The 14,693-nt window shown below is 71.6% G+C and carries 13 protein-coding genes; 10 read left to right on the plus strand and 3 right to left on the minus strand.

Annotated elements, in window-relative coordinates:
* The first annotated feature begins 9 nt into the window (after window positions 1-9).
* Window positions 10-507: a ribose-5-phosphate isomerase gene (locus tag DEJ14_RS05580; protein ID WP_111086780.1), complete on the plus strand. Its 498-nt coding sequence runs from the start codon at window positions 10-12 to the stop codon at window positions 505-507.
* Window positions 508-516: 9 nt separating this feature from the next.
* Entirely contained in the window at window positions 517-1,446 is a 930-nt protein-coding gene (locus DEJ14_RS05585) for an Fpg/Nei family DNA glycosylase (protein ID WP_111086779.1), read from the plus strand.
* Between the two features lie 6 nt (window positions 1,447-1,452).
* Here the strand turns inward: DEJ14_RS05585 and DEJ14_RS05590 are convergent, their stop codons facing one another.
* Window positions 1,453-2,922, minus strand: coding sequence for an amidohydrolase (locus DEJ14_RS05590; protein ID WP_111086778.1), 1,470 nt, complete (start codon window positions 2,920-2,922; stop codon window positions 1,453-1,455).
* Entirely contained in the window at window positions 2,919-3,569 is a 651-nt protein-coding gene (locus tag DEJ14_RS05595) for an FMN-binding negative transcriptional regulator (RefSeq protein ID WP_111086810.1), read from the minus strand. The genes DEJ14_RS05590 and DEJ14_RS05595 overlap by 4 nt, the downstream gene beginning before the upstream one ends.
* A gap of 158 nt (window positions 3,570-3,727) precedes the next feature.
* On the opposite strand from DEJ14_RS05595, the gene DEJ14_RS05600 reads away from it, so the two are divergent.
* From DEJ14_RS05600 to DEJ14_RS05630, 7 genes are all read left to right on the plus strand, one after another.
* A complete protein-coding gene (locus DEJ14_RS05600) occupies window positions 3,728-5,314 on the plus strand; it encodes a peptide ABC transporter substrate-binding protein (protein ID WP_258373390.1) in 1,587 nt (528 codons plus the stop codon).
* An 8-nt stretch (window positions 5,315-5,322) separates the two neighbouring features.
* Window positions 5,323-6,777 (plus strand): M14 family zinc carboxypeptidase, encoded by a 1,455-nt coding sequence (locus DEJ14_RS05605; protein WP_258373389.1) that lies wholly within the window; start codon window positions 5,323-5,325, stop codon window positions 6,775-6,777.
* Entirely contained in the window at window positions 6,777-7,718 is a 942-nt protein-coding gene (locus DEJ14_RS05610; protein WP_111086777.1) for an ABC transporter permease, read from the plus strand. The genes DEJ14_RS05605 and DEJ14_RS05610 overlap by 1 nt, the downstream gene beginning before the upstream one ends.
* A complete protein-coding gene (locus tag DEJ14_RS05615; protein WP_111086776.1) occupies window positions 7,715-8,605 on the plus strand; it encodes an ABC transporter permease in 891 nt (296 codons plus the stop codon). Before DEJ14_RS05610 ends, DEJ14_RS05615 begins: the two co-directional genes overlap by 4 nt.
* A gap of 84 nt (window positions 8,606-8,689) precedes the next feature.
* Entirely contained in the window at window positions 8,690-10,099 is a 1,410-nt protein-coding gene (locus tag DEJ14_RS05620; RefSeq protein ID WP_258373388.1) for a serine hydrolase, read from the plus strand.
* On the plus strand, window positions 10,096-10,680 hold the full coding sequence (locus DEJ14_RS05625) for a GbsR/MarR family transcriptional regulator (protein ID WP_111086775.1): 585 nt from the start codon (window positions 10,096-10,098) through the stop codon (window positions 10,678-10,680). Before DEJ14_RS05620 ends, DEJ14_RS05625 begins: the two co-directional genes overlap by 4 nt.
* On the plus strand, window positions 10,677-12,329 hold the full coding sequence (locus DEJ14_RS05630) for a dipeptide ABC transporter ATP-binding protein (RefSeq protein WP_111086774.1): 1,653 nt from the start codon (window positions 10,677-10,679) through the stop codon (window positions 12,327-12,329). Before DEJ14_RS05625 ends, DEJ14_RS05630 begins: the two co-directional genes overlap by 4 nt.
* Before the next feature lie 82 nt (window positions 12,330-12,411).
* Here DEJ14_RS05630 and DEJ14_RS05635 read toward each other — a convergent pair whose 3' ends face one another.
* Window positions 12,412-12,993: a hypothetical protein gene (locus tag DEJ14_RS05635; protein ID WP_146249846.1), complete on the minus strand. Its 582-nt coding sequence runs from the start codon at window positions 12,991-12,993 to the stop codon at window positions 12,412-12,414.
* A 132-nt stretch (window positions 12,994-13,125) separates the two neighbouring features.
* On the opposite strand from DEJ14_RS05635, the gene DEJ14_RS05640 reads away from it, so the two are divergent.
* Window positions 13,126-14,682, plus strand: coding sequence for a sensor histidine kinase (locus DEJ14_RS05640; RefSeq protein ID WP_111084502.1), 1,557 nt, complete (start codon window positions 13,126-13,128; stop codon window positions 14,680-14,682).
* Window positions 14,683-14,693 lie beyond the last annotated feature (11 nt).

Consider the following 14,693-nt stretch of genomic DNA (forward strand, 5'->3'; position numbering starts at 1 on the left):
ATCGGTTCCATGCGCATCCACCTCGGAACGGACCACGCCGGCCTCGAGTTCAACCAGACCCTCGCAACGCACCTGACCGAAGCCGGGCACGAGGTCGTGGACCACGGACCGACCGAGTACGACGCGCTCGACGACTACCCCTCGTTCTGCATCAACGCCGCGCACGCCGTGGTGCAGGACCAGCGTGCCGGCGTCCAGGCGCTCGGCGTCGTGTTCGGCGGTTCCGGCAACGGCGAGCAGATCGCCGCGAACAAGGTCGAGGGCGTCCGCGCAGCGCTCGTCTGGAACGAGTCGACCGCACTCCTCGCACGCCAGCACAACGACGCGAACGTCATCTCGATCGGTGCCCGCCAGCACACCGAGGACGAAGCGATCCGCTTCGTCGACCTGTTCATCGCCGAGCCGTTCTCGGGCGAGGAGCGTCACACACGCCGCATCGCGCAGCTGGCCGAGTACGAGCAGACGGGGCACATCGCCGGCAAGCAGATCGACGGCTCGGCCGAGTAGACAGGTCCCATGCCCGAGGGTCACTCCGTCCACCGAATCGCCAACCAGTTCACCCGGCACTTCGTCGGCAAGCGCTGCGAGGTGTCCAGTCCGCAGGGGCGGTTCGCCGCCGGGGCCGCCCAGCTCGACGGCAAGCGGATGATCGCCGCCCGTGCCGTGGCGAAGCAGATGTTCCTCGAGTTCGAGGGCGACCTGTTCCTCCGCGTCCACCTCGGCCTCTACGGCGCGTGGGACTTCGCGGGGGTGATCTCCACCGCCGAGGCGCTGTCGGACGACGACGACCGCGAGGAGTCGCTCACCTCCATCGGTGCTCCACGCCTGGCCCGCTACCGGATGGCCGAGCAGGAGAAGGTCGAGGACCCGATCGAGTCCTTCCCGCCGGACCCCGTCGGCCAGGTGCGGGTCCGGATCCTGACCGAGGACACCGTCGCCGACCTGCGCGGCCCGACGGCCGGCGTGGTGGAGACCCCGGCCGAGGTGCAGCGTGCCCTCGACAAGCTCGGCCCCGACCCGATGAACGACGACGGTCCCGAAGCCGAGGAGACCTTCGTCGACAACGTCCGGAAGCGGAACGTCGCCATCGGCCAGCTGCTCATGGACCAGTCCGTGGTGAGCGGCATCGGCAACATCTACCGGGCCGAACTGCTGTTCCGGCAGCGCATCGACCCGTACAAGGTCGGCAAGAAGATCACCGTCAAGCAGGCGAAGGCGCTGTGGGCGGACTGGTCGAAGCTGCTGCACGACGGCGTCCGTGACGGCCTGATGATGACGATGGACGGCCTGTCCGACGCCGAGTACAAGAAGGCACAGCGGTCGCGGAAGGACCGGCACTGGGTGTACCACCGCCAGGGTGAGCCCTGCCGGGTGTGCGGCACCGAGATCCGGATGGCCGACATGGCCGGCCGGAAGCTCTACTGGTGCCCGAAGGACCAGAAGTAGCGCGCTTCAGAGTTCGCAGTACGTGAAGCGCCCGGCGATCGCGGTCGCGAGCACCCGCATCGACCGCAACGAGGACGACGACGCTGCCAGCGGGTCCGACCCGACGAGCACCAGGTCTGCGACGTCACCGACCGCGACGCTGACTCGACCGTCCGTCGAGCCCTGCCACGCGGCGAGCGCGGAGAGCCGTTCGGCGGGGTGCCACGGGTCGCGGCCGTCCCGGTCGCGTCCGACCGCCGCGGCCATCGAGATCCACGGGTCGAGCGGCGCGACGGGGGCGTCCGACCCGAGCAGCAGCCGGGCACCGGCTCGGGCGAGCGACGCGAACGCGAAGGCGCGGTCGGTGCGGCCCGCCCAGTGCCGGTCGGCGATGTCGCGGTCGTCCATGGCGTGCTCGGGCTGCACCGAGGCGGCCACCCCGAGCCGCGCGAACCGGTCGACGTCGGTGTCGACGAGCAGTTGCGCGTGCTCGATGGTGCCGCGGGCGCCGACGGCTTCGAAGACGTCGAGCGCGAGGGTGTTCGCCCGGTCGCCGATGGCGTGGATCGCGGGCACGAGTCCGGCGTCGACGGCTCGGCGGGTGATGGCCACGAGGTCGTCGAACTCCCACGCCAGCACGCCGGACCCGTCGGTCATGGCTGCGGTCCGGGTGCCGAGCGAGCCGTCGGTGACGACCTTGAACGGCCCCATCGTGAGGAGGCCCCGGGTCCGGTCGACGACGTCGCCGGTGCGGAGTCCGCGGTCGATCACGGCGTCGAGTTCCGCCGGGTAGACGCCCGACGACACCCGGAGCGCGTCGGTGCCGGCGTGGATCCGGCGCGCCCAGCGGTCGAGGCCGAAGCGCATCTCGAGGTCGACGATGCCCGTCACACCGCGCGCGGCAGCGGCCTCCACCGCGTCGGCGACGTACCCGTCGAGCAGGTCGTCCGGCACCTGCGAGAGCGCGCCGGTCACGTCGAAGGCGTCCTGCTCCCGCAGGATCCCGTCGTCACCCGCTTCGAGCGGCCGGCCGACGACCCGTGCGAAGTGCGCGAGCGCGAGGGCGTTGCACCAGACGGCGTGCAGGTCACCGCTGATGACGACGGTCGGGAGGCCCGGTGCGGCCTGGTCGAGCAGTTCGCGTCGTGCGGGGGTCGGCCACAACCCGTCGCGGTAGCCGTGTCCGATCAGCACGCGGTCCGGCACCCCGGTCCGCGCGACCGCGGCGAGGAGGTCGGCGGTCGACTCCGCGGAGTCGCAGCCGGAGACGTCGACGCGGCGGCGCACCAGGGCCCACTGGTCGAAGTGCGTGTGGTGGTCGCGGAGGCCGGGGCCGAGCCAGGCGCCGGCGGCGTCGACGACCTCGGTGTCGGGGCCGGCGGGGTCGAGCGTGCCGGCCGGCGCGATCTCGGTGACCAGGCCGTCGGTGATGCGGACGTCGGCGGGGGCCCCGGAGGTGCCCACCCTGCGGACGGTGCGGAGCAGGATCTCGCTCATCGTTCCTCCAGACCGTGCGCCCGTGCCATCTCGTCGGCGAGCGCCGGCGACGCGTAGGGGCCGTCGCCGCGCAGGCCGGCGATGATGCGGTCGACGACCTCGGGTGCCTTGTTCTGGGAGAGCTTCGCGCGGGCGTCGAACCGGGTGACCCGGATCCGGATGCCGACGGTGCCCTTCGCCATCCGGCGTGCGGTCTCCTCGTCGATCTCGAGGGACACCGGCTCGGGCATGACGCGCTCGAAGTGGTCGACGAGCTCGCCGAGCACCCGGAAGTTCTCGTCGTCGGACAGCAGCTCCGGCGTGCCCCACAGGTGGGCGGTGACGTGGTTCCAGGTCGGCACGAACTGCTCCGGCGGGTACCAGGCGGGGGAGACGTAGCCGTGCGGACCCTGCACCACGACCAGGACCTCGTGGCGGCCGAGTTCGTGCGCGAGTTCGTCGGGGCGGCCGACGTGCGAGACGAGGACGATCGCGTCGTCGTCGATGTCGGCGTCGTCGTCCGGCCCGGGTGTCTCGAGCAGGAACGGGTAGTGCGACGCGACGATCCCGGCGTCGGTGTGCGACACGATCGTGGCCCACGGGTTGCCGGCGACGAGGCGCTTGACCTCGTCGACGTCCGTCATCAGGAAGTGGGGTGTGTGCCGCATGGTCCGAGCGTGGCACACGGCCCCGGTCGAGCGCGACACCTGTCGTTTCGCGAGTGTTTCAGAACGGTAAAAGTTTCAGAGTTCATTGAAAGAAGCATTGTGCCGGGTGCTCGAACGGGCCTAGCTTCACTCATCAACGACGACCCGAGGAGACCCCCATGCGACGCAGGACCATCGCCGCCCTGGCCACGGCAGCCACACTGGCGCTCGTGGTGACCGGCTGTTCGGCGAGCGGCACGGCCGACTCCGCCGGCGGATCGAGCCTGGTGTACGCCACCGGCGAGCCCGACCACCTGACGCCCGGACGACAGACCGTCGCGTTCGACCAAGTGCAGAGCCTGTTCGCACCGCTGACGCAGACCGACGCGAAGGGCGAGCTCCACGACGTCGCCGCGAAGAGCGTCGAGAGCGACGACGCCACCACGTGGACCATCACGCTCCGGGACGGCTGGACGTTCCAGAACGGCGAGGCCGTCACCCCGGAGAGCTACGTGAAGGCCTGGAACCACGTCGCCTACGGACCGAACGCGTGGGAGAACAGCGGGCAGCTCGCCGCGATCGTCGGGTACACGGACCTCAACCCGGCGAAGGGCACCCCGAAGACGAAGGAGATGTCGGGGCTCAAGGTCACCGGCAAGGACACCTTCACGGTCACGCTCACCCACGCCGACAGCCAGTTCCCGCTCCAGCTCAGCCAGGCCCAGACGGCGTTCTACCCGATGCCGTCCGCCGCGTACGACGACCTGAAGGCGTACGACAAGAAGCCGATCGGCAACGGCCCCTACGAGATGCAGTCGGCGTGGAAGGCGGACAAGGAGTTCACCGTCACCGCGTGGAAGGACTACGAGGGCACGAAGCCGGTCACCAAGGACGTCACGTTCCGGAGCTACTCCGACATGAACACCGCGTACACCGACGTCCTCGCGGGCAACGCCGACGTGCTGTTCCTGCCGACCGACAAGATGACGAGCGCGAAGGCCGACTTCGGTGACCGCCTGCACTCCTTCGACGCCCCGGGCATCGACTACCTCGGCTTCCCGCTCTGGGACGACCGCTACTCCGACCCCGACGTCCGACGCGCGATCTCGATGTCGATCGACCGCGACGAGGTGAACACCGCCATCTACGGCGGCCTGTACGATCCGGCCACCGCACTCACGCCCCCGTCGATGTCCGGCACGGAGGAGGGCATCTGCGGCGACGCGTGCGAGTTCGACCCCGCCGCGGCCAAGAAGCTCCTGGCGAAGTCCGGCGGCTTCGACGGGACGATCACGCTCGTCTACCCCGGCGGCAGCGGCCTCGACTCGCTCTACGAGGCGTACGCCAACCAGATCCGGCAGAACCTGGGCGTGGACACCGTCGCGAAGGCCACCACCGACTGGGCCTCGTACTACTCCGAGCTGACGGACAAGAAGGTCGCCGGCCCGCACTTCGGTCACTGGGGTGCGCTGTACATCAGCCAGCAGAACACCCTCCGTGCCCTGTTCACCCTGGCCGGCGGCTGCTCGCCCTGCACCGGGTACTACCAGTCCGACACCGTCGACGCGTTGCTGGCGAAGGCCGACTCGGCCGGCTCGCAGGACGAGGCGAACGAGTACTACACGAAGACGCAGGAGGCCGTGCTCGAGGACTTCCCCGTCGTCCCGACCTTCTTCGACAAGTACTCCTACGTGACGAGCGACAAGGTCACGAAGCTCCCCGCGGTCGCCGGCAGCCCGGTCGTCGCGCAGATCGCCGTGAAGTAGGGCACCGCATGGACCAGCGCACCATCCTCCGTCTGGCGGCCGAGGTCCCCGACCGCGACGGCTTCCCGCTCGTCGACGACCTGCACGCCCGGTTCGACGCGCTCGCCGCGGCCCACCCGGACCGGGTCACGGTCACCCGGATCGGCACGAGCCGGCTCGGTGAACCGCTGCACTCCTACCGGATCGGCACCGGGTCGCACGCCGCCGTCGTGGTCGGCGGCGTGCACCCGAACGAACCGATCGGTTCGTGGACGGCCCTGCACCTCGCCGAGACGATGCTCACCGACGACGACGCCCGTGCACTCGACGTCACCTGGCACATCGTCCCGACGATCGACCCGGACGGCATGCGGCTCAACGAGGCGTGGTTCCACGACCCGCACGACCGGGTGTTCTACTCGAGGCACTTCTACCGCCCGGCACCGGACAGCCAGGTGGAGTGGACGTTCCCGAACAGCCACAAGTCGGTGTACTTCGACCAGGTGCTGCCGGAGACGCTCGCGTTCATGCGGCTCATCGACGACACCGAGCCGGACCTGCTGGTGTCGCTGCACAACGGCGAGATGGGCGGGGTCTACTACTACCTGTCCGAGGACCTGCCCGACGTCGTCGACACCCTGCACGCGGTCCCCGCCGCGCTCGGGCTCCCGCTCGACACCGGGGAGCCCGAGTCACCGTTCCTGCGCGAACTCGCCCCTGCGGTGTTCGCGATGGACGGGATCGAGACCGCGTACGACTACCTCGAAGGACTCGGGGTCGACCCGGGCGAGCACATCCACGGGGCGTCGAGCGCGGCGTGGGCGATGCGGCACGGGGCACTGTGCATGGTCGCCGAACTGCCGTACTGGAGCCACCCGGACGCCGACGACCAGACCTCGACCGACGAGTCGTACGCCGACCTGCTCCGGCGCTGCTCCGCCGAGCTCGGTGCCTCGGGCGAGGAACTCCAGCAGCTGTTCGACGAGGCGTCGCCGATGCTGTCGATCGAGTCGCCGTTCCTCGAGGCGTCGCGGGCCTTCGTGCCGATGCTCGCCAGCACGGCGGACACCGACCGCCGCCGGGCCGACCGCGAGCCGGCCGACCGGCGGGCCACCGTCGCGGAGCGCTTCGGCTGCGAGGACCTGGTCCGCTGCTTCCGGCTGCGCTACGGCGGCATGCTGCTCCGCGCGTTCGAGGCGGAGACCACCGCCGGCACGGCGTCCGCGCCGCTCCGGCGGCTCCGCGACCGCCTGGCGGAGCGCTACGCGCACTGGCAGGCGGACGCCGCCACCGAGGCGGACCCGATCCCGGTGCGGAAACTGGTGGGGGTGCAGTACGGGGCGATCCTCGCCTGCGCGAGCCACGTGGCGGACCCGACCCGGGCCTCTCCCCACCGGCACGGCCCGTCCGCCGCTGGCGCGTCGGCCGGGAACCGGCGGCGTGGGCCCAGTCCGGTGTCGGCGGCCGTGTCGGGAGGCGCGTGATGCGTCCGACGCTCGCCGTCGGTCGTCGGCTCGGCGGCCTGGCCATCGTGTTCCTCGGGGTGACGTTCCTCATCTACGCGATGACGTTCGCGCTGCCGGGCGACCCCATCCGGGCGCTCGGCGGCGACCGGCCGCTCAGCGACGCGGTCGTCCGCACGCTCCGGGCCGAGTACCACCTGGACCAGCCGCTCTGGCTGCAGTACGTGCAGTACCTCGGCGGGCTGTTCCGCGGCGACTTCGGCACCGACTTCAACGGGCAGTCCGTCGGCGAGCAGATGGCCTCGCGGTGGCCCGTCACGATCACCCTGGCGCTCACCGCCTGGGCGCTCGAGATCGTCCTGGGCATCGGGCTCGGGGTGCTCTCCGCCCTGAAGCGCGGCACCGCCCTCGACAAGACGATCCTGGTCGGCACCATCGTCGTGGGCGCGATCCCCGTGTTCGTCCTCGGCGTCGCCCTGCAACTGGTGTTCTCGGTGCGGCTGCACTGGTTCCCGGTCGCCGGCGTCACCGCGGGCTGGCCGACGGCGTACATCCTGCCGGCGTTCGTCATCGCGCTGTTCGGCCTCGCCGCGGTGTCCCGGCTCACCCGCACCTCGATGATCGAGACCCTCGACGCCGACTACGTCCGCACCGCACGGGCCAAGGGGCTCACGCCCGGTCGGATCGTCGGCGTGCACGTGATGCGGAACTCGCTCATCCCCACCGCCACCTACCTGGCGACCGACCTCGGGTACCTGATGGGCGGCACGGTGATCATCGAGGGCATCTTCAACCTGCCCGGCGTCGGCAACCTGCTGTTCCAGGGCATCCGGTCGCACGAAGGCGCGGTCGTCGTCGGCATCTCGACCGCGCTCATCCTGGTGTTCCTCGTCACGAGCGTGCTCGTCGACCTGCTGCACGCCGCCCTCGACCCCCGCGTCCGGACCGGAGCAGCCGCATGACCACCTCAGCGCTCAGCGCCACCGTCGAACCCGTCGTCGGCGGTCGCCGCCGACCCCTGCTGGCCGCGGCCCGGACCCCCGGCTTCTGGGTCCCCGCCTCGGTCCTGGTCGTCGTGCTGCTCGTCGCGTCGTTCCCGCAGCTGTTCGCCGGACTGTTCGGCCACGGCGACCCCCGGGTGTGCGACCTCGGGCAGAGCGGCGCGTCGCCGACCAGCGGGCACCCGTTCGGCTTCGACCTGCAGGGCTGCGACGTGTACGCCAACGTCGTGTACGGCACCCGGTCGTCGATCGCCGTCGCGGTGCTCACCACCGTGCTCGCCGGCATGGTGGCCGTCGTCGTCGGGACGATCGCCGGCATGGTCGGCGGGTGGGTCGACGCCGTCCTCGCCCGCCTGACCGACGTGTTCCTCGGCTTCCCGTTCCTGCTCGGCGCCGTCGTGGTGCTCAACAGCGTGGGGGAGCGGTCCGTGCTGACGGTGTCGCTCGTGCTCGCGCTGTTCGGGTGGCCGACGATGGCCCGGCTCGTGCGGTCGAGCGTCCGCAGCGTGCGGAACGCCGAGTTCGTGCTCGCCGCCCGCACGATGGGGCTGTCCACCTGGCGGATCACCACCCGGTACGTGCTGCCGTCGTCGATCTCGCCGCTGCTCGTGCTCGCGACCATCACCGTCGGCGGGGTCATCGTTTCCGAGTCGTCGCTGACCTACCTCGGCATCGGGCTCGAGAGCCCGGCGATCTCGTGGGGGCTGCAGCTCTCCGCCGCGACGTCGCAGTTCCTCCGCGCCCCGCACATGCTCATCGCACCCGCGGCGTTCCTCGCCGTCACGGTGCTGTCCGTCATCGCGCTCGGCGACACGCTGCGCGCCGCGCTCGACCCGCGTCGGCGCTGACCTGCACGGCGCGCGCCGCGTCGCGGCGGGCACCATCGCGGCCGACGCGCCAGACTCGAACCACCGCCCTTCGAAAGGACCACCGTGACCGACACCCTCTCCGCGTACCGGAAGACCCTGCCCTACGTCCACGAGTGGGTGTCGTACAAGGTCTGGCAGCTGCGGGTGCCGGGCGTGCAGGTCGCCATCGGGTTCGGCGGCGAGGTGCTGTTCGACGAGGCCTGGGGCTACGCCGACGTCGAAGCCGGGCGCCGCCTGACCACCACCGACCTGTTCCGCATCGCCTCGCACTCGAAGACCTTCACCGCGACGGCACTGCTCCAGCTCGCCGAGCGTGGGTCGCTCCGGCTCGACGACACCGTCGGCACGTACATCCCGGCGCTGGTCGACGGCGGATCTCCGCTCGCCGACGCCACGATCCGTGAGCTCATGGAGATGGGCGCCGGGGTCATCCGCGACGGCCACGACGGCGACTACTGGTCGCTCCTGCGCCCGTTCCCCGACGAGCAGGAACTGTTGGCACTCGTGCTCGACCGCGGGCAGAAGGTCCCCACCGGGTCGTCGTTCAACTACTCGAACCTCGGCTACTCGCTGCTCGGGCTCGTCATCGCCGCGGTCTCCGGCCGGTCCTACAACGACTTCGTCCGCGAGTCGATCACCGAACCCCTGGGCCTGCGGAACACCGGCCCGGACTGGGACCCCACGCGCGCCGACGACTTCGTGGTCGGCTACACCGGGTTCCACACCGCGCGGCAGCGGCAGCGCATCGACCACGTGGACACCCACGCCATGGCCGCCGCCACCGGGTTCCACGGCACCGCCTCCGACCTGGTCAAGTACTTCTCGCAGCACGTCATCGGGGCCGGCAGCCTGCTCGACGACCACTCGAAGCGACTCGCGCAGCGCAAGGCCTGGAGCGCCACCGACGACCCGGCCGCCCGCGGCTACGGCGCCGGGTTCATCGTCGACCGCATCGGCGGCCGCGAGGTCCGCGGTCACTCCGGCGGGTTCCCCGGGCACATCACGCAGTCGCTGTTCGACCCGGCATCCGGACTCGTCGTGTCCGTGCTGACGAGCGCCGCCGCCGGTCCCGCCACCCTCATCGCCACCGCCATCGTGCAGATGCTCGACGCCGCGGCGGACACGTCCGCGCCCGGCACCCCCGTGCCCGACGACGTCGACACCACCGCCTACACCGGCCGCTTCGCCAACCCGTGGGGCGTCAGCGACATCGCCCGGATCGGCGACCGGCTCGTCGAGGTCGACCCGTCCGGACCGGAACCGCTCGACACCCCCACCCGACTCGAGGTCGTCGACGCGGACACGCTCCGGATGACGCACGGCAACCGCTTCGGCTCGATCGACGAGGACATCACCTTCACGCGCGACGCCGACCGTACCGTCCGGTCGATCCGCGCCGGTGGTGGCATGACCGAGGAACCCTGGGCGATCCCGACCGAGTCGCCCGAGGTCGCGGCGGGGCTGGCACCGTGAGCGACGTCGACGGTCGGGGCGACGGTGCCGGGCACGACGACGGTGCCCGGCGCGACGACGTCGTGCTCGAACCCGAGCGTCAGGCGTTCGTCGAGGAGTTCGCCCTCATGCTGAACGACGGTGCGGGCATGGCGCTCACCGACGCCCGCGTGCTCGGCTACCTCATGATGACCCGCGCGCCGCACTCGTCGTCCGCCGATCTCCAACGCGCCCTCGGCGCCAGCTCGGGCTCGGTCTCGATGGCCACCAGACGGCTCGTCGACTCCGGGTTCGTGAAGCGGCAGATCGTCGCCGGCGAACGCAGCCACTACTTCCGCGCCGAGGCCGACGTCTGGGGCTCCTGGCTCGCCGGCGAACGGAAGTACCTCGACCGGCAGCGCGACATCATCGGACACGGCCTGGCCGTCGTCGAGCACGCCGGCCGCACCGGGGCGGGCGACGTCGACGCCGAGGTCCGCGAGCGCCTGCTCAACGGCCGCGACTACATGCAGTGGTTGCGGGGCCACCACCACAAGATGCTCGAGGACTGGGAGGCGTTCAAGGCCGCCCGCGACCGCACCGACCGCTCGGAGACCCCATGACCGACGTCCTGACCGTCGACCACCTGTCCGTGACCTTCGACGTCGACGGCGCCGAGGTCCGCGCGGTCGACGACGCCTCGTTCACGGTCGGCCGCGGCGAGGTCGTCGCCGTCGTCGGGGAGTCCGGATCCGGCAAGAGCATGACGGCGATGACGGCGATGGGGATCGCCCCGGACGGGGCGCGGTCCTCCGGCAGCATCCGGCTCGGCGACCTCGAGGTGCTCGGCACCGACGAACGCACCCTGCGCGGGGTCCGCGGCCGCAGCGTGTCGATGATCTTCCAGGACCCGTCGGCCGCGCTCAACCCCGTGTTCACGGTCGGGTTCCAGCTGGCCGAGGCCGTCCGCCGCGCCGACGCCTCGCACGACCGCGCCGCCGTCCGCGAGCGGTCGCTCGAACTCCTGCGTGCCGTCGAGGTGCCGGAACCCGAACGCCGGCTCGGCCAGTACCCGCACGAGCTCTCCGGCGGACAGGCGCAGCGGGTGATGATCGCGATGGCGCTCGCCGCCGACCCCGACCTGCTCATCGCCGACGAGCCGACGACCGCACTCGACGTCACGGTGCAGGCCGAGGTGCTCGACGTCCTGCGTGCGCTGCGGGAACGCACCGGCACCGCGATCCTCCTCATCACCCACGACATGGGCGTCGTCGCCGACATCGCCGACCGCGTGGTCGTCATGCGCCGCGGTCGCGTCGTCGAGACGGGCACCGTCGCCGCGGTCTTCGCCGCACCATCCGCCGACTACACCCGTGACCTGCTCGCTGCGGTCCCACGCATGGGCACCGAGGTCGGCCGGGAGGCGCGGGTCGACCCCGTCACGGAGGCCCCGTCGGTCGTCCTCGACGTCCGGCACCTCGTGGTCGAGTACGGCGGTGCACTGCGCGGGCGGTTCCGCGCGGTCGACGACGTGTCGTTCACGGTCGGTCGCGGTGAGATCGTCGGACTCGTGGGCGAGTCTGGCAGCGGCAAGACCACCATCGGCCGCGCCGCCGTGGGGCTCGCACCGATCACGTCCGGTTCGGTCGTCGTCGAGGGCACCGACGTGGCGGTCGCCCGGCGAGCAGCTCGTCGCGAGATGCGGCGACACGTCGGCGTGGTCTTCCAGAACCCGCTCCGGTCGCTCAACCCGCGCTACACGGTCGGACAGACCGTCGCCGAGCCGCTCCGGCAGATCCTGCGCCTGCCGTCTGCCCAGATCGACGAACGGGTGGACCGGCTCCTCGCCGACGTCGGCCTGGACGGCGGGTACCGCGAGCGCTTCCCGCACGAGCTCTCCGGCGGACAACGGCAGCGCGTCGCGATCGCCCGCGCCGTCGCGCTCGACCCCGCACTGCTCATCGCCGACGAGCCGACGAGCGCCCTCGACGTCTCGGTGCAGGCGCGGGTGCTCGACGTCTTCCGTGAGCTGCAGGAACGCCTCGGCTTCGCGTGCCTGTTCGTCACCCACGACCTGGCCGTGGTCGACACGCTGTGCGACCGGGTCGTCGTGCTGCACGGCGGGAAGGTCGCCGAGCAGGGGAGTCGTGACGCCATCCTTCGGTCGCCGCAGGACCCCTACACGCGTCGACTCATCCAAGCCGCGCCGGTGCCGGACCCGGACGAGCAGGCAGTGCGCCGATCCGAGCGCCTGGCGGCACGGGCCGGCTGAGGGGCGCTCGCCGGCCCTGCGGCCCTGTGGCCCTGCGGCCTCAGCGGCCCTGTGGCCCTGCGGCTTCAGCGTCGTTGCGGAGTCAGCGCACCTCGGCCGAGGCCCAGAGCGCGTTCACGCCCCGGCCCACCGGACGCAGGAGCGGGACGGCGACGAGCACCGTCGCCGCCAGGTAGGCCACGGTCTGCAGCAGCCCCGGGACGGAGAACGTGATGCCGAGTGCTTCCTGCGGCAGCGCCGTCAGGAGCACCGTGTTCGACAGCAGCGCGGCGACGAACCACAGCGACGCCGCCACGGCGACGACCCAGCCGAAGGCCCGCTGCACGCCGTCCTCGTTCCGGACGGTCAGCACGCCGAACGCCACGAGTGCACCCTGCGCGACGACGACGAGCACCGCGGTGGCCCAGCCCGGCGCCGGCCACAGGAGCGCGAACGCCAGGACCGACACCGCGAACGCGAGCGCCCGGCGGTCCCGAGCGCGCACCGCGGCGACGAGCACGACCGCACCCGCCAGCCCGGCGAGCGCCGTGGCGACGAGGAGCAGTCCGTTCGGCAGGTCCCACGGCGCGAGCCAGATCGTCCCCACCAGTCCGCGCGCCCCGAACACGACCGCTGCGACGACCGCCGCGGCCGAGACCACCCGAACCCCCGTGATGTCCTGCACACCCGGACACTACTCCCGCACCCGTCACGCCGCGATGGTGCCCCGGTAGTCGGCGGAACGGGGGGATAACCCCACCCGGGGTGGGGAGGGGGCAGGATGGGGGAACGGCCCCGTGATCGCGAGGCTGGAGTCATGACCGACACCGACCGCCTCGACCAGGCGCGAACCGTCCCGCTGGACGACGTCACGCCCTCGCCCGACCAGGCCCAGACCGTCCCGCTGGGCGACTCCGTCCCACCTGGAGCCACCAAGCCGATGCCGCAGTACCCGCGACAGCACGACCAGCAGACGCCGCCGGCGTCGTGGGGAGCGACCCCGCCGAACGGATCGGAGCCGGGGGGCGGTCGTGGCGGCAGTGCGGGCTCCGGCATGACCGCCGGCGCGTTCTACCGCGAGTCGTGGAAGCGCCTGCCGCGCGACTTCGGCTACATGGCCCTGACCGGGGTGCTGCTCTGCACGCTCTACTTCGCGTTCCCCGCGGCGATCTTCGGCGGAGGCTTCCGCGACCTGTTCAACCCGTTCGTGCTGCTGATGTTCTTCATCGCACTGTTCGTGGCGCGGTGGCTCGGACAGTTCGAGAAGCTCCGCATCGGATGGGCAGACCGGCGTCCGATCCGCCCGGTGGACTGGACGCCCCGCTGGCAGCAGAACTGGTGGACGCGCACCGGCTCCGCGGTCGCCAACCCGCACTACTGGCTCTACCTGCTGCACGCAGCGGTCGTGTACCCGCTCGTCGCGCTCTTCACCGTGGGCGCCGGCGTCCTGCTGCTCGCCGGGTTCCTCTGGCCCGTCGGACTCGCGGTGGTCGCGTTCGCGAACGGCCTGAGTGCGCAGTACTTCGGGTGGGACATGACCTCCGTCGTCGGGTTCGGGTTCCTCGGACTGCTGTCGATGGCCGCCTCGGTCGTGCTGTTCCCGCTCTGGGCCCGTGGATCGGTCATCGCGCACTACTGGGTGGACTTCGGCCTGCTCGGCGGGTTCCGTGCCGAGCAGCTCGAGCAGCGCGTCGCCGGACTCCAGGCCTCCCGTGCCGGTGCGGTGACCGCCGAGGGCCAGGCCCTGCGCCAGATCGAGCGCGACCTGCACGACGGCCCCCAGCAGCGCCTGGTGCGGCTCCGGATGGACCTGTCGGCAGCGGAACGCGCGTTCGAGAAGGACCCGCAGAAGGCGAAGCAGCTCATCGGCGAGGCCTCCGAGCACGCGCAGGACGCCCTCGACGAGCTGCGTGCGCTCTCCCGCGGGTTCGCCCCGCCGATCCTGCTCGACCGCGGGCTCGTGGCGGCCCTCGAGGCACTCGTCGCCCGCACCCCGATCCCGGTCGGCCTCGACGTCCGCCTGCCCGAGGGCCTCGAGCTCGCGACGGAGATCCAGCGCAACGTGTACTTCACGGTGAGCGAGCTCCTGACGAACACCATGAAGCACGCCGGTGCCACGACCGCCGGGGTGTACCTCGGTCTCGTGGTCGACGCCTCCGGGCTCTGGTACCTGACCGTCAGCGTGACCGACGACGGCCGCGGCGGAGCACGACCCCAGCAGGGCCACGGCATCGAGGGCCTGATCGGCCGGATGCGCGCACTCGACGGCGACCTGGTCGTCGCGAGCCCCGAGGGCGGCCCGACCGAGGCCACGGCGCGGATCCCGCTCGGAGCCCTGAACGGCGTCCCCACGACGGCGAACCCGCGGTCGTGACCCCACGGGAG

This window comes from Curtobacterium sp. MCJR17_020 (genome assembly GCF_003234365.2).
Taxonomy (GTDB): Bacteria; Actinomycetota; Actinomycetes; order Actinomycetales; family Microbacteriaceae; genus Curtobacterium.

Excerpts from the sequence above, each read along its gene's own strand:
- DEJ14_RS05580 (WP_111086780.1), top strand. The coding sequence starts at position 10 with ATGCGCATCCACCTCGGAACGGACCACGCCGGCCTCGAGTTCAACCAG.
- DEJ14_RS05585 (WP_111086779.1), top strand. The coding sequence starts at position 517 with ATGCCCGAGGGTCACTCCGTCCACCGAATCGCCAACCAGTTCACCCGG.
- DEJ14_RS05590 (WP_111086778.1), bottom strand. The coding sequence starts at position 2,922 with ATGAGCGAGATCCTGCTCCGCACCGTCCGCAGGGTGGGCACCTCCGGG.
- DEJ14_RS05595 (WP_111086810.1), bottom strand. The coding sequence starts at position 3,569 with ATGCGGCACACACCCCACTTCCTGATGACGGACGTCGACGAGGTCAAG.
- DEJ14_RS05600 (WP_258373390.1), top strand. The coding sequence starts at position 3,728 with ATGCGACGCAGGACCATCGCCGCCCTGGCCACGGCAGCCACACTGGCG.
- DEJ14_RS05605 (WP_258373389.1), top strand. The coding sequence starts at position 5,323 with ATGGACCAGCGCACCATCCTCCGTCTGGCGGCCGAGGTCCCCGACCGC.
- DEJ14_RS05610 (WP_111086777.1), top strand. The coding sequence starts at position 6,777 with ATGCGTCCGACGCTCGCCGTCGGTCGTCGGCTCGGCGGCCTGGCCATC.
- DEJ14_RS05615 (WP_111086776.1), top strand. The coding sequence starts at position 7,715 with ATGACCACCTCAGCGCTCAGCGCCACCGTCGAACCCGTCGTCGGCGGT.
- DEJ14_RS05630 (WP_111086774.1), top strand. The coding sequence starts at position 10,677 with ATGACCGACGTCCTGACCGTCGACCACCTGTCCGTGACCTTCGACGTC.
- DEJ14_RS05640 (WP_111084502.1), top strand. The coding sequence starts at position 13,126 with ATGACCGACACCGACCGCCTCGACCAGGCGCGAACCGTCCCGCTGGAC.